Annotated in this window: 13 protein-coding genes; 8 read left to right on the top strand and 5 right to left on the bottom strand. The window is 66.4% G+C overall.

The annotated features are described in order from the left end of the window. Positions 1-22: 22 nt before the first annotated feature. Together AWB94_RS28450 and AWB94_RS28445 are read right to left on the bottom strand one after the other, a co-directional pair. Entirely contained in the window at positions 23-283 is a 261-nt protein-coding gene (locus tag AWB94_RS28450; RefSeq protein ID WP_062658551.1) for a hypothetical protein, read from the bottom strand. Positions 284-288: 5 nt separating this feature from the next. Continuing rightward, entirely contained in the window at positions 289-2,274 is a 1,986-nt protein-coding gene (locus AWB94_RS28445) for a prolyl oligopeptidase family serine peptidase (protein ID WP_062658550.1), read from the bottom strand. 33 nt (positions 2,275-2,307) lie between these two features. On the opposite strand from AWB94_RS28445, the gene AWB94_RS28440 reads away from it, so the two are divergent. After that, positions 2,308-2,799: a DUF779 domain-containing protein gene (locus AWB94_RS28440; protein WP_062658549.1), complete on the top strand. Its 492-nt coding sequence runs from the start codon at positions 2,308-2,310 to the stop codon at positions 2,797-2,799. Here the strand turns inward: AWB94_RS28440 and AWB94_RS28435 are convergent. Continuing rightward, the gene (locus AWB94_RS28435) at positions 2,783-3,646 is read right to left on the bottom strand and encodes a cyclopropane mycolic acid synthase family methyltransferase (RefSeq protein WP_062658548.1); all 864 of its coding nucleotides are present in this window, start codon (positions 3,644-3,646) and stop codon (positions 2,783-2,785) included. The genes AWB94_RS28440 and AWB94_RS28435 overlap by 17 nt on opposite strands. A 199-nt stretch (positions 3,647-3,845) precedes the next feature. Here AWB94_RS28435 and lpdA point away from each other — a divergent pair, with 199 nt between their 5' ends. The 5 genes from lpdA to AWB94_RS28410 are packed head-to-tail and all read left to right on the top strand — an operon-like array spanning position 3,846 to position 7,735. After that, positions 3,846-5,240 carry a dihydrolipoyl dehydrogenase gene (gene lpdA / locus AWB94_RS28430; protein ID WP_062658547.1) on the top strand — a complete coding sequence of 465 codons (1,395 nt, stop codon included), beginning with the start codon at positions 3,846-3,848 and terminating at the stop codon, positions 5,238-5,240. 6 nt (positions 5,241-5,246) lie between these two features. Further along, positions 5,247-5,525: a hypothetical protein gene (locus AWB94_RS28425; protein ID WP_201029587.1), complete on the top strand. Its 279-nt coding sequence runs from the start codon at positions 5,247-5,249 to the stop codon at positions 5,523-5,525. Between the two features lie 4 nt (positions 5,526-5,529). Continuing rightward, a complete protein-coding gene (locus AWB94_RS28420) occupies positions 5,530-6,006 on the top strand; it encodes a TetR/AcrR family transcriptional regulator (RefSeq protein ID WP_084395368.1) in 477 nt (158 codons plus the stop codon). After that, on the top strand, positions 5,939-6,604 hold the full coding sequence (locus AWB94_RS28415) for a hypothetical protein (protein WP_062658546.1): 666 nt from the start codon (positions 5,939-5,941) through the stop codon (positions 6,602-6,604). Before AWB94_RS28420 ends, AWB94_RS28415 begins: the two co-directional genes overlap by 68 nt. Positions 6,605-6,652: 48 nt before the next feature. Further along, the gene (locus AWB94_RS28410; protein WP_085122541.1) at positions 6,653-7,735 is read left to right on the top strand and encodes a GGDEF domain-containing protein; all 1,083 of its coding nucleotides are present in this window, start codon (positions 6,653-6,655) and stop codon (positions 7,733-7,735) included. A gap of 4 nt (positions 7,736-7,739) precedes the next feature. Here AWB94_RS28410 and AWB94_RS28405 read toward each other — a convergent pair whose 3' ends face one another. Together AWB94_RS28405 and ramB are read right to left on the bottom strand one after the other, a co-directional pair. Further along, a complete protein-coding gene (locus AWB94_RS28405; protein WP_062658544.1) occupies positions 7,740-8,282 on the bottom strand; it encodes a carboxymuconolactone decarboxylase family protein in 543 nt (180 codons plus the stop codon). After that, positions 8,279-9,721: an acetate metabolism transcriptional regulator RamB gene (gene ramB / locus AWB94_RS28400; protein ID WP_062658761.1), complete on the bottom strand. Its 1,443-nt coding sequence runs from the start codon at positions 9,719-9,721 to the stop codon at positions 8,279-8,281. The genes AWB94_RS28405 and ramB overlap by 4 nt, the downstream gene beginning before the upstream one ends. A 65-nt stretch (positions 9,722-9,786) precedes the next feature. Between ramB and AWB94_RS28395 the strand changes: the two genes are divergently transcribed. Both AWB94_RS28395 and aceA read left to right on the top strand, forming a co-directional pair. Next, positions 9,787-10,584, top strand: coding sequence for an acyl-[acyl-carrier-protein] thioesterase (locus AWB94_RS28395; RefSeq protein ID WP_201029586.1), 798 nt, complete (start codon positions 9,787-9,789; stop codon positions 10,582-10,584). A gap of 271 nt (positions 10,585-10,855) precedes the next feature. Beyond that, the gene (gene aceA, locus AWB94_RS28390; RefSeq protein WP_062658542.1) at positions 10,856-12,142 is read left to right on the top strand and encodes an isocitrate lyase; all 1,287 of its coding nucleotides are present in this window, start codon (positions 10,856-10,858) and stop codon (positions 12,140-12,142) included. Positions 12,143-12,198: the final 56 nt, after the last annotated feature.

The raw sequence follows: 12,198 nt of genomic DNA, 5'->3' as shown, positions 1-12,198 counted from the left end.
ACCGCGTACGACGCTGTCCAGACTAGCTGACCTGGCGTTGCCTGCGTTGCTTCTCGGATGTCTCCAGCAGGGCGCGCTCGGCCCGGACCCAGTTCTGGGTGAGCCCCAGCGCGACGAGGATGTCGGCCGCGGTGATGAGCAGCCCGATGTAGTACATCCACTTCATGCTGGGATCGCGCGCCACGGTGAAGAAGGTGGCCAGGAAGATCGGCCCGACGATGCCGAACACGAACGTCATGCCCTGGAACACCAGATAGCGGGTGAAAACGGTCCAGGGCGTCATTGGCGTCAGCCTAATGTCCGCCACAGATACGTGTAGATCAAAGCCGCGCGGAACGCGGCCTGTGCATTGTCGGCCGCTCCGCCGTGCCCGCCCTCGATGTTCTCGTAGTAGTCCACCCGGTGGCCGGCCGCCTCCAGGGCGGCGGTCATCTTGCGGGCATGTCCCGGGTGCACCCGGTCATCGCGGGTCGAGGTGGTGATCAGGATCGGCGGGTACTGTCGATCAGTCGAAATATTCTGGTACGGCGAATATTTCGAGATGAACTCCCAGTCCTCGGGATCATCGGGGTTGCCGTACTCGGCCACCCACGACGCGCCGGCCAACAGCAAGTGAAAGCGCTTCATGTCCAGCAACGGCACGCTGCACACCAGCGCGCCGAACAACTCCGGGTAGCGGGTCAGCATGATGCCCATCAACAGCCCACCGTTGCTGCCGCCTTGGGCACCCAACTGCGGCACCGTCGTCACCCCCCGGGCGACCAGGTCGCGGGCCACCGCGGCGAAATCCTCGTCCACCAGGTGCCGTCCGGCACGCATCGCCTGGGTGTGCCAGCCCGGTCCGTACTCACCGCCGCCGCGGATGTTGGCCAGCACGTACGTCCCGCCCCGGGCCAGCCACAACCGGCCCAACACACCGTCGTAGGCGGGGGTACGCGACACCTCGAATCCGCCGTAACCACCGAGCAAGGTGGGTCCGCTCGCGCCGGGCCGCCCGACCACGAAATAGGGGACCCGGGTGCCGTCGGCGGACACCGCGAAATGCTGGTTCACCTCCAGCCCGTCGGCGTCGAAGAACGCCGGCGCCCGTTTGATCTCCACGAACTCGCCGGCATCGGTCCCCAGCAGTAACCGCGACGGGGTGACGAATCCGCTTGAGTCCAGGAATATCTCGTCACCGTGCGGGTCGGCGCCGGCGATCACCGTGTTGGTGTTGGCGGGCAACCCCGCAACGTCGGCCGCCGTCCACTCACCCGGGGTCAGGATCTGCACCCGGCTGGCGACATCGGCCAGCGTGACCACCACCAATTTGTCCCGCGTCCACGAGTACTGGTGCAGGCAGGTGTGTTCGTCCGGTTCGAACACCACCGTCACATCGGCTGAGCCGCCGACGAATTCGTGGTAATCGGCGGCCAGCAGCGAACCCGCCGGATAACCCTTCCAGTCGGTGCGCAACTCGATCAGCAGCCAGTCGCGGTGCACCGACACCGTCGCATCGGTCGGCGCGTCGATCCGGATCAACTCGTCGTCGCGCAGCTCGTAGATCTCGTCGTTGAAGAAATCCACCGCCCGGCTGATCAGCGTCCGCTCGAATCCGGGTGTGCGGTCCACCGAGGCCGCGACGATGACGTCGCTGCGTTCGCCGGCGTACACCGTCGGCGCATCGGCGAGGTCCTGGCCACGCTGCCAGCGCTTGACCAGCCGTGCGTAACCGGAATCGGTCAGCGATCCCTCGCCGAAGTCGGTGCCCACCAGCACGGTGTCCGGTCCGGCCCAGGCGATCTGCGTCTTGGCCTCGGGCAGCTCGAATCCGCCGGCCACGAATTCTCTTGTGGCCATGTCGAACTCACGCAACACCACGGCGTCGGCACCGCCCCGCGACAGGCTGATCAGCGCCCGGGAATGATCGGGCTCGAGCACGTCGGCACCGGCCCAGACCCAGTTCTCGCCGTCGGCGCGCGCAAGATCGTCGACGTCGATGACGACGTCCCACACCGGGGACTCGGTCCGGTAGGACTCCAGCGTCGTGCGGCGCCACAATCCGCGCGGGTTGGCCTCGTCCCGCCAGAAGTTGTAGAGGTGTTCGCCGCGGCGGCGCACGTACGGGATCCGCGCGTCGGTGTCGAGCACCTCCAGCGCCTGTGTCCGCATCTGGTCGAACTCCGCCCCACCGAGTTCGGTCAGCGTCGGCTCGTTGTGGCTGCGCACCCACGCCAGCGCGTCGTCGCCGGTGACATCCTCTAGCCAAAGGTAGGGGTCTGTTCCAGAACTCATGTGACCTTTCTACCGTGGGCGTACCGTGAACCCATGACCAGCCGAGCCTTGATCACCCAGCCGGCCGCCGACCTGCTCGCCACGCTGCAGAAGCGCCACGGCGCGTTGATGTTTCACCAGTCCGGCGGCTGCTGCGACGGCTCCTCACCGATGTGCTACCCCCACGGCGACTTCATCGTGGGGGATCGGGACATCCTGCTGGGGGTGCTCGACGTCGGGGATGGCGGGGATGACAGCGGCGTCCCGGTGTGGATCTCGGGTCCGCAATTCGACGTGTGGCAGCACACCCAGCTGATCATCGACGTGGTGCCCGGCCGGGGCAGCGGATTCAGTCTGGAAGCCCCGGAGGGCATGCGCTTCCTGTCCCGCGGCCGGGTGTTCACCGCCGAAGAGACCGCCGAATTGGCCGGGCGGCCGCCGATCACGGGCGCCCAGTACGCCGCCGGCGCCCGCCCCGCCGACGATCAGACCCGGATCGTCGCCGAAGCGGCGCAGTCCTGCCCGCTGCCTACTTCTCGCAGGTGAACTGCACGACGTCGGTCTGCCGGTTGCGGAACAGCTGGGCGCAGCCGGTCAGATACTTCATGTAGCGGTCGTAGACCTCCTGGGACTGGATGGCGATCGCCTCGTCCCGGTGGGCCTCCAGATTGGCCGCCCAGATGTCCAGCGTCTTTGCGTAGTGCGGCTGCAGCGACTGCTTGCGGGTCACCGTGAAACCGGCGGCCGCGGCGTGCTCCTCGACCATCGGGACCGACGGCAGCCGGCCGCCCGGGAAGATCTCGGTGAGGATGAACTTGATGAACCGGGCCAGCTCGAAGGTCAGCGGAATGCCCTGTTCCTTGGCCATTGCGGGGTGCGGCGCGGTGATGGTGTGCAGCAGCATCACCCCGTCCCGCGGCAGCACCCGGTAGGCCTTCGCGAAGAAGTCGGTGTATCGGTCATGACCGAAATGCTCGAACGCGCCGATCGACACGATGCGATCCACCGGTTCGTCGAACTGCTCCCAGCCTTGCAGGAGCACCCGCCTGGTGCGCGGCGTGTCCAGCTGGTCGAAGGTTTCCTGCACATGGGCGGCCTGGTTCTTCGACAGTGTCAGGCCCACCACGTTGACGTCGTACTTCTCGATCGCGCGCCGCATGGTGGCGCCCCAGCCGCATCCGACGTCGAGCAGGGTCATGCCCGGCTGGAGCCCCAGCTTGCCGAGCGACAGGTCGATCTTCGCTATCTGGGCCTCTTCGAGCGTCATACCGTCGCGCTCGAAGTACGCGCAGCTGTAGGTCTGGGTGGGGTCCTGGAAAAGCCGGAAGAAGTCATCGGACAGGTCGTAGTGGGCCTGGACGTCCGCGAAGTGCGGTTTTAATTGTTTGGGCATCGATCATGGCCTCTCGATTGACCTGACGGCGAGGTTTACCTCGCGGTTCTCACCTTTGAAACCACGAAACTGGAGCCTGAATCGTTCAGACGCCCCCCGTTCTCCTGTATTCGTAGCTGACAGGGGAGGGGATGGCTTGACTTTGGACAGAGAGGTGCGTCGAAAAACGCCGGCGGATCCGCCCCGATAGGGTAAGAGCGTGACCCACTATGACGTCGTCGTTATCGGAGCTGGCCCCGGCGGATACGTCGCGGCCATCCGCGCTGCCCAACTCGGCCTGAACACCGCCATCGTCGAACCGAAGTACTGGGGTGGGGTGTGCCTCAACGTCGGGTGTATCCCGTCCAAGGCACTGCTGCGCAACGCCGAGCTGGCCCATATCTTCACCAAAGAGGCCAAGACCTTCGGCATCAGTGGTGAAGCGACCTTCGACTACGGCGCCGCCTTCGATCGCAGCCGCAAGGTGGCCGACGGCCGGGTCGCCGGTGTGCACTTCCTGATGAAGAAGAACAAGATCACCGAGATCCACGGCTACGGGAAGTTCACCGGTCCCAACGGGCTGACCGTGAACCTCAACGAGGGCGGAACCGAAGAGGTCACCTTCGACAACGCGATCATCGCCACCGGGTCGTCCACGCGTCTGGTCCCGGGCACCTCGCTGAGCGAGAACGTCGTCACCTACGAGAGCCAGATCCTGTCCCGGGAGCTGCCCGGCTCGATCATCATCGCCGGCGCCGGTGCCATCGGCATGGAGTTCGCCTACGTGCTGAAGAACTACGGGGTGGATGTCACCATCGTCGAGTTCCTGCCGCGGGCACTGCCCAACGAGGACGCCGAGGTGTCCAAGGAGATCGAGAAGCAGTACAAGAAGCTCGGCGTCAAGATCCTCACCGGTACCAAGGTCGAGTCGATCACCGATTCCGGTAGCGAGGTCACCGTCAAGGTCAGCAAGGACGGCAAGACCGAGGACCTCAAGGCCGACAAGGTGTTGCAGGCCATCGGTTTCGGGCCGAACGTCGAGGGCTTCGGGCTGGAGAACACCGGGGTCGCGCTGACCGAGCGCAAGGCCATCGCCATCGACGACTACATGCGCACCAACGTGCCGCACATCTACGCCATCGGGGACGTGACCGCCAAGCTGCAGCTGGCACACGTCGCCGAGGCCATGGGTGTGGTGGCCGCCGAGACCATCGCCGGGGCCGAGACCATGGCCTTCGGGGATTACCGGATGATGCCGCGGGCCACGTTCTGCCAGCCGCAGGTGGCCAGCTTCGGGTTGACCGAGGAGCAGGCCCGCGCCGAGGGTTACGACGTCGTCGTCGCCAAGTTCCCGTTCACCGCCAACGGCAAGGCGCACGGGCTGGCCGACCCCACCGGTTTCGTCAAGCTGGTCGCCGACCGCAAGCACCTCGAGCTGCTCGGTGGTCACCTGATCGGGCCCGACGTCTCCGAGCTGCTGCCCGAGCTGACGCTGGCGCAGAAGTGGGACCTGACCGCCAATGAGCTGGCCCGCAACGTGCACACCCATCCGACCCTGTCGGAGGCGATGCAGGAATGCTTCCACGGCCTGGTCGGCCACATGATCAACTTCTGATCGCCGGTGCGCTCGAGGGTTGTCGCCGCCATCGGCGGGCTGGTGATCGGCCACATGCTGTGGCTGGCCGGGATCTCCGCGGCCATCGCCTCGTCTGATGTGTCGACCTGGGTGCTGGTCGTCGCGGCGGTGTCATTCCTCGTCGCCGTGGCGGCCGGATACCTGGGCTGGCGCAACTGGCAGAAGAAGTCGCCCGAAGCCGAGGCGCGGGCACTGTTCTGCTGGGCGCTGCCGGTGTCGCCGGTGCTGTTCTCGGTGGCAGTCGTGGGTGTGACGTACGTCTGACGGTATGGAGACGCCGCGGAGAACGCAGAAGCAGCGGGTCGAAGAGTCCGCGCGGCGGCTGGCGGATGCGGCTGTCGCGCTCATCGCGGAGAAGGGCTATGCGGCAACCACGGCCCAAGAAATCGGTCTCCGAGCCGGCTACAGCCGCGACATGGTCAGGGTGCGCTACGGCACCAAGGAGGCTCTGGTTGATTCCGTTTTGACCAGCCTGTACGAGAGCAGGCTGAGAGACCCCGACGAGCCAGAGATGGTGGGTCTGGACCGCGTACTGGCGGTGCCCCGGCTGCTCCATCAGTTCGCTGTCAGTGATCCGGTGCTTCTCCGCGCCATGCTCGCAGCCCGCTCAGCGGTTACAGCAGGCGGCGCTACGCGGACAGTCCTCCCTGTACGGGGCGGGCGTGCACCCGTCGTACATGACCGAGCGGGTCGCGATGACCCTCGCCGCAGGTCTCGGCGATGTCGATCACATCAGAACCATTGAGGCGCTGGACTTTTCGCTAGCCCCTGCCGACATGTGGGGAGGATTGGCCGCGATCGGCTTCGGGGCGGATCCGAGTTCCCTCTCGTCGGACAACATGTTGGCGCGGTATGGCGAGATGTACTACGCCGACACCGTGGCCAACCTTGCGCATTCGTTGACCGGCAGCGACGACGTGCGGATCCAGAACACCCTGCGCGGCCGCCCGGCCACGTCGCGGCTGGAGCTGCCGACGATCACCATCGAGGAAGGAAGGGTGGCTGCCCTGCACCTGGTGACGAACGCCTTCGTCGGAGCCAGCTGCGTTGCGACCAACGAAGAGGTGTGGTTTCTGGGCGCCGCCAACGCCTTTCGCGGCGACGATCTGCCTTTCGAGAACTGGAATCAGGGCTTGATCACCTACACGATAGAAGTCACCGGGCCCGCGACGAAATTGCGGACTCAGCTCGAATACGAGATCCTGGCACCGCGCAATCCGGTCACTCACATGTCGGTACGTGCCGTGATCGACGCCATCGGCCCGGTATGCGACGCCGAGCCGGGGATCGTGATCGACGACGCGATGCCTCGTGTGCGCCGGGATCCTCGCGTCCCGGCGTAGTCGGCCTTTCGCCCGCGGGCGCCACCAGCGCGGTGCCATGATGAGCCGGTGGCGGATGGCAGCATCAGGGCCCTGCTGCGCCAATGGTGGCATCAGCGTGATGACTACGACTGGCGCATCGACTTCCTGCGTGGCCGAGGCCTGCTGCCGATCCTGCGCTACCTGATCGCCGGCATCGGCGCGGTGCTCGGTCTGCTGGGCGCGATCAATGCGGTCGCGCCGCCGGTGGCCGACGGCGCGCTCGTGCGGCTGGGTTGGGCAGCCGTCTCGCTCGGATCGCTGGTGTGGGCGGTGCGCTGGGCGCGGCGGCCCTGGCCGACCCTACGCGAATCGACTGCCCTGCTGATCTACGTCGACGTGCTCATCACCCTGTCGACGCTGCTGTTCGGCGATCCGAACCTGGCGATGTCGGGCATGCCGCTGCTGCTGTGCGCCGGTGCGTACGTGGTGTTCTTCCACGGCCCGCGACTACACCTCGTGCACATCGGCTGGTGTGTGCTCTCCGTCGGTGGAGTCGCGGTGTGGCTGGGCGCCGACACTCCGATCGGCGGTCTGCAGGTGGCGGTATCGCGGGCGGTCATCGGTCTGGTCGTGACAGCGTGCATCCTGCCGGCGCTGCAGTTCGGCTTCTGGTTGCTGCAGGGCAGCTCGAAGCAGTCGCTGACCGATCCGCTGACAGAGCTGACGAACCGGCGCGGACTGTCCATGTCGGTGAAGCGACTCAACGAGCGGGCGCCTGCCACCGCAGACCTGTGTGCCTTGCTGATCGACGTCGACGGGTTCAAGGCGGTCAACGACACCCTCGGTCACGGCGTGGGGGACGAGGTGCTGATTCGCACCGCCCGCAGGATCCGCCAGAGCGTGCGGAGCGACGCGGTGGTCGTCCGGTGGGGCGGGGAGGAGTTCCTGGTGGTGGACCGGATACCGGCGACTCAGGCCGGCGCAGTGGCCGAGCGGGTTCGCGCGGCGGTGGCCGCGCCCGCACAACCGGCCGTGACGGCGAGCATCGGGGTTGCGGCCACCACCTCTTCGGGCACCGATCTGGTCGACGTGATCTGCGCCGCGGACGCCGCGATGTACGAAGCCAAAGCCTGTGGCGGCGACCGGATCGCGATCGCGGCCACAGTCTGAGCCGCTAGTCCGGGAAGTCCAGCGGTATCCGCAGTGTCGCCATGGTGGCCGCCAGCGCATCGTATTGCCCTGCGAGCGTGCAGAATTCGATGAGCTGGGCGCGGTTGTAGAGCTTGGCCAGCGCGGTCCAGGTCTCCGGGGACATGGACCGGGTGATGACGAACTCGTCGGTCGCGGTGATCAGTACCCGCTGCCGCGGGGTGAGACCCTCGGCGTCGGGCCCCTCGAAGATGGCGGCCTGGGTGGCGGCGTCCAGGCCCCGGCTGCGGGCCAGCCGGCGATGTTGCTGCAACTCGTACTCGCAGTCACGCAGATGCCCCACCCGCAGGATCACCGTCTCGGCGTCCTGGCGGGACAGCTTGCCGGCGTAGAGCAGATACCCCGAGAACGGCAACCAGGCCAGGAACAGCAGCCGATGTTGGCCGAGCACGTTGAACAGATGGAACTTCGGTGCCCGGATGCCGCGGGCGCCCGCCTTGGCGATCGCCCAGTTGACCGGGCCCAGTTCGCGGAAGCCGCCGGGCGGTATGCGGGCAGGTGTCGTCATGTCTGCTTCACCAGATAAGGAGACACCGTGCTGCGGTGTTCGTCGAGGTCGAGGGCGCGGCCGAGTGCGGGGAACGCGCGCTGCGGGCAGTTGTCGCGTTCGCAGACGCGGCAGCCGGCGCCGATCGGGATCGCTGCGATCTTGGAATCACCGGTCAGGGCCAACCCTTCGGAGTAGACCAGCCGGTGCGCATGACGGAGTTCACAGCCCAGGCCGATCGCGAACGTCTTTCCAGGCTGACCATAGCGCGCGGCGCGGCGTTCGACGGTGCGTGCCACCCACATGTACTGCCGGCCGTCGGGCATCTGGGCGATCTGCACCAGGATCTTGCCCGGATTGGCGAACGTCTCGTAGACATTCCACAGCGGACAGGTGCCGCCCGCTGACGAGAAGTGAAAACCGGTGGCGGACTGGCGTTTCGACATGTTGCCCGCCCGGTCGACGCGCACGAAGGACAGTGGCACCCCGCGCATGGACGGCCGCTGCAGGGTGGACAGCCGGTGCGCGATGGTCTCGTAGGAGACCGAGTAATACGCCGACAGCCGCTCGACGTCGTAGCGGAACTCTTCGGCGACGGTATGGAACTGGGTGTAGGGCAGCACGGTGGCCGCGGCGAAGTAGTTGGCCAGCCCGAGTCGGGCCAGTGTGCGGGATTCGTCGCTGGTGAACTTGCCCTCGTCGGTCAGCTTGTCGATGAGGTCGCCGAACTCCAGGTAGGCCAGCTCGGCGGCGAGTTTGAAGACGTACTGGCCGCTGGCGAGATGGCTGCCGATCTCCAGGGTCCGGGTCGCGGGATCGAAGCGGTGCAGCACACCCTCGCCCAGGGTCTCGCGTTTGACGATGTGCACGCCGTGCACCGCGGTCAGCCGGGCCGAGAGTTCGCCGGCCAGGTCGGCCCGGTGCATGCGCATCCGGATGGTCAGGTCCTCGGCGGCGGTGTCGAGTTCGTGCAGGTAGTTCTGCCGCTGATAGAAGTAGTCGCGCACCTCTTCGTGCGGCATCGTGATGGTGCCCGAGCCGCTGCCGCCGGCGGCGGGGCTGCCCGTGCTGAACCGGTCCTCGGTGGCGGCGGCCAGTTGCGTGGTGGTGAGCCGGTAGCGCTGGTGCAGGTTCACCATGGCGCGGGCGACCGACGGATGCGCGGCCACCAGGTCGGCGAGCTCGGCTGCGTCGATATCGAGGTCGAGATCGCGGTCCATGGTGATCTCACGCAGCTCGGCGACCAGCCGGGTGTCGTCCTGGGAGGCGAAGAAGGTGGCGTCGACCCCGAACACCTCGGTGATGCGCAGCAGCACGGCAACGGTCAGCGGCCGCACGTCGTGTTCGATCTGATTGAGGTAGCTGGGGGAGATCTCCAGCATCTGAGCCAGCGATGCCTGGCTGAATCCGCGTTCGCTGCGCAGTTGGCGGACCCGCGATCCGACGAACGTCTTGGCCATTCGGTCCAGGGTAATGACCATTGCAAAGATTGGCTTTGCATTGTTGGCAGACCAATATGGAAGACATGAGTGGTTTGGCCAAGACGATGATGCCCGTGCCCGACGGCCACCCCGACGTGTTCGACACCTCATGGTCGTTGCGGATGGCCGATGTGGACCGGGACGGCCGACTGCGGTTCGACGGTGCGACGCGGCACATCCAGGACGTGGGCCAGGATCAGCTGCGGCAGATGGGTTACGAGGATGTCCACCCGGCCTGGATCGTCCGCCGGACGATGATCGACCTCGTCGAACCGATCCAGTTCCCCGACATCCTGCGGCTGCGGCGGTGGTGTTCGGGCACCTCGACGCGGTGGTGCGAGATGCGGGTGCGCATAGAAGGCAGGCGGTCAGGCCTCATCGAATCCGAAGCGTTCTGGATCTGCTTCAGCCGGGAGACGCAGAGCCCGGGCCGCATCGCCGACGACTTCCTCGCCGGGCTGCGCCGCACGACAGATGTGGACCGGCTGCGCTGGAAGGGATATCTCAAGGCCGGCGCCCGCGAAGACGCGGTCGCCGTCCGCACGTACCCGGTGCGCGTCACCGATATCGACCTGTTCGACCACATGAACAACTCGGTCTACTGGAGCGTCGTCGAGGACTATCTCGACACCGTCCCGCAGCTTCTCGCGGCGCCGCTGCGGGTGACCATCGAGCACGACTCCGCGGTCGCGCTCGGGGACGATCTGGAGATCCTGGTGCACGTGTATCCGCCCGGATCGACGGACAAATTCGGTCCGGAGCTCGCCGACCGCAGTGTTACAACGCTCACATACGTCGTCGGCGACGAGACCAAAGCGGTCGCCAGCCTGTTCGCTCGCTGACCCTGGCGGTTTAACAGTACGGGCGTACTGACCAGCGACAATTGGCTACCGGCAAGTAGATTCTGAACCGGTACAGCAGATTGCGTGCTTCGCAAAGTTAGCAAGTTAACGCGCTGCGTTAGCCGAAATTGGCAACTGAAACGGGTGGACCTGCGCATATGTCGTAGGGCATCCTCGGATTAGCACACCCGCGAGGTGGCGGTGGCATTAACAACCGGCAGTGTTGAAAGGCCGCGGCGACCCTCGCACCTGTTAACCCGTTAGGAGAGCCATGTCCACCGTTGGCACGCCGAAGAGCCCGGAGCAGATCCAGCACGACTGGGACCACAACCCCCGCTGGAAGGGCGTCACCCGCACCTACACCCCCGAGGACGTCGTCGCGCTGCAGGGCCACGTCGTCGAGGAGAACACCCTGGCCCGCCGCGGCGCCGAGGTGCTGTGGGACCAGCTGCACAACATGGACTACGTCAACGCGCTCGGCGCGCTGACCGGCAACCAGGCCGTGCAGCAGGTGCGCGCCGGCCTCAAGGCCATCTACCTGTCCGGCTGGCAGGTCGCCGGTGACGCCAACCTCTCCGGCCACACCTACCCCGACCAGAGCCTCTACCCGGCCAACTCGGTGCCGCAGGTGGTCCGCCGCATCAACAACGCGCTGCTGCGCGCCGACCAGATCGCCAAGGTCGAGGGCGACACCTCGGTGGAGAACTGGCTGGCCCCGATCGTCGCCGACGGTGAGGCGGGCTTCGGTGGCGCGCTCAACGTCTACGAACTGCAGAAGGCCATGATCGCCGCCGGTGTCGCCGGATCGCACTGGGAGGACCAGCTGGCCTCGGAGAAGAAGTGCGGCCACCTCGGTGGCAAGGTGCTGATCCCGACCCAGCAGCACATCCGCACGTTGACGTCTGCCCGGCTCGCGGCTGACGTGGCTGACGTGCCGACCCTGGTGATCGCCCGCACCGACGCCGAGGCCGCCACCCTGATCACCTCCGACGTGGACGAGCGCGACCGCCCGTTCATCACCGGTGAGCGCACCTCCGAGGGCTTCTACCGGGTGCAGAACGGCCTGGAGCCGTGCATCGCCCGCGCCAAGGCCTACGCGCCGTACGCCGACCTGATCTGGATGGAGACCGGCACCCCGGACCTGGAGCTGGCCAAGAAGTTCGCCGAGGGCGTCAAGTCCGAGTTCCCGGACCAGATGCTGTCCTACAACTGCTCGCCGTCGTTCAACTGGAAGCAGCACCTGGACGACGACACCATCGCCAAGTTCCAGCGCGAGCTGGGCGCGATGGGCTTCAAGTTCCAGTTCATCACGCTGGCCGGCTTCCACGCCCTGAACTACTCGATGTTCGACCTGGCCCACGGCTACGCCCGCGAGCAGATGAAGGCCTACGTCGAGCTGCAGGAGCGCGAGTTCGCCGCCGAGGAGCGCGGTTACACCGCCACCAAGCACCAGCGTGAGGTCGGCGCCGGCTACTTCGACCGGATCGCCACCACCGTGGACCCGAACAGCTCGACCACCGCGCTGGCCGGTTCCACCGAAGAGGGTCAGTTCCACTAGGTCAGTTCCAGCAGGTCGATTCCACCTGCGAACCGAACGCATGACAGCATGAGCCC

The sequence above is a fragment of the Mycolicibacterium canariasense genome (assembly GCF_002101555.1).
Classification (GTDB): domain Bacteria; phylum Actinomycetota; class Actinomycetes; order Mycobacteriales; family Mycobacteriaceae; genus Mycobacterium; species Mycobacterium canariasense.
Note: the sequence above shows the minus strand (reverse complement) of the source record. Positions and strands in the feature narration are given on the sequence as shown.

Excerpts from the sequence above, each read along its gene's own strand:
- AWB94_RS28450 (WP_062658551.1), bottom strand. The coding sequence starts at position 283 with ATGACGCCCTGGACCGTTTTCACCCGCTATCTGGTGTTCCAGGGCATG.
- AWB94_RS28445 (WP_062658550.1), bottom strand. The coding sequence starts at position 2,274 with ATGAGTTCTGGAACAGACCCCTACCTTTGGCTAGAGGATGTCACCGGC.
- AWB94_RS28440 (WP_062658549.1), top strand. The coding sequence starts at position 2,308 with ATGACCAGCCGAGCCTTGATCACCCAGCCGGCCGCCGACCTGCTCGCC.
- AWB94_RS28435 (WP_062658548.1), bottom strand. The coding sequence starts at position 3,646 with ATGCCCAAACAATTAAAACCGCACTTCGCGGACGTCCAGGCCCACTAC.
- AWB94_RS28420 (WP_084395368.1), top strand. The coding sequence starts at position 5,530 with ATGGAGACGCCGCGGAGAACGCAGAAGCAGCGGGTCGAAGAGTCCGCG.
- AWB94_RS28415 (WP_062658546.1), top strand. The coding sequence starts at position 5,939 with ATGACCGAGCGGGTCGCGATGACCCTCGCCGCAGGTCTCGGCGATGTC.
- AWB94_RS28405 (WP_062658544.1), bottom strand. The coding sequence starts at position 8,282 with ATGACGACACCTGCCCGCATACCGCCCGGCGGCTTCCGCGAACTGGGC.
- ramB (WP_062658761.1), bottom strand. The coding sequence starts at position 9,721 with ATGGCCAAGACGTTCGTCGGATCGCGGGTCCGCCAACTGCGCAGCGAA.
- AWB94_RS28395 (WP_201029586.1), top strand. The coding sequence starts at position 9,787 with ATGAGTGGTTTGGCCAAGACGATGATGCCCGTGCCCGACGGCCACCCC.
- aceA (WP_062658542.1), top strand. The coding sequence starts at position 10,856 with ATGTCCACCGTTGGCACGCCGAAGAGCCCGGAGCAGATCCAGCACGAC.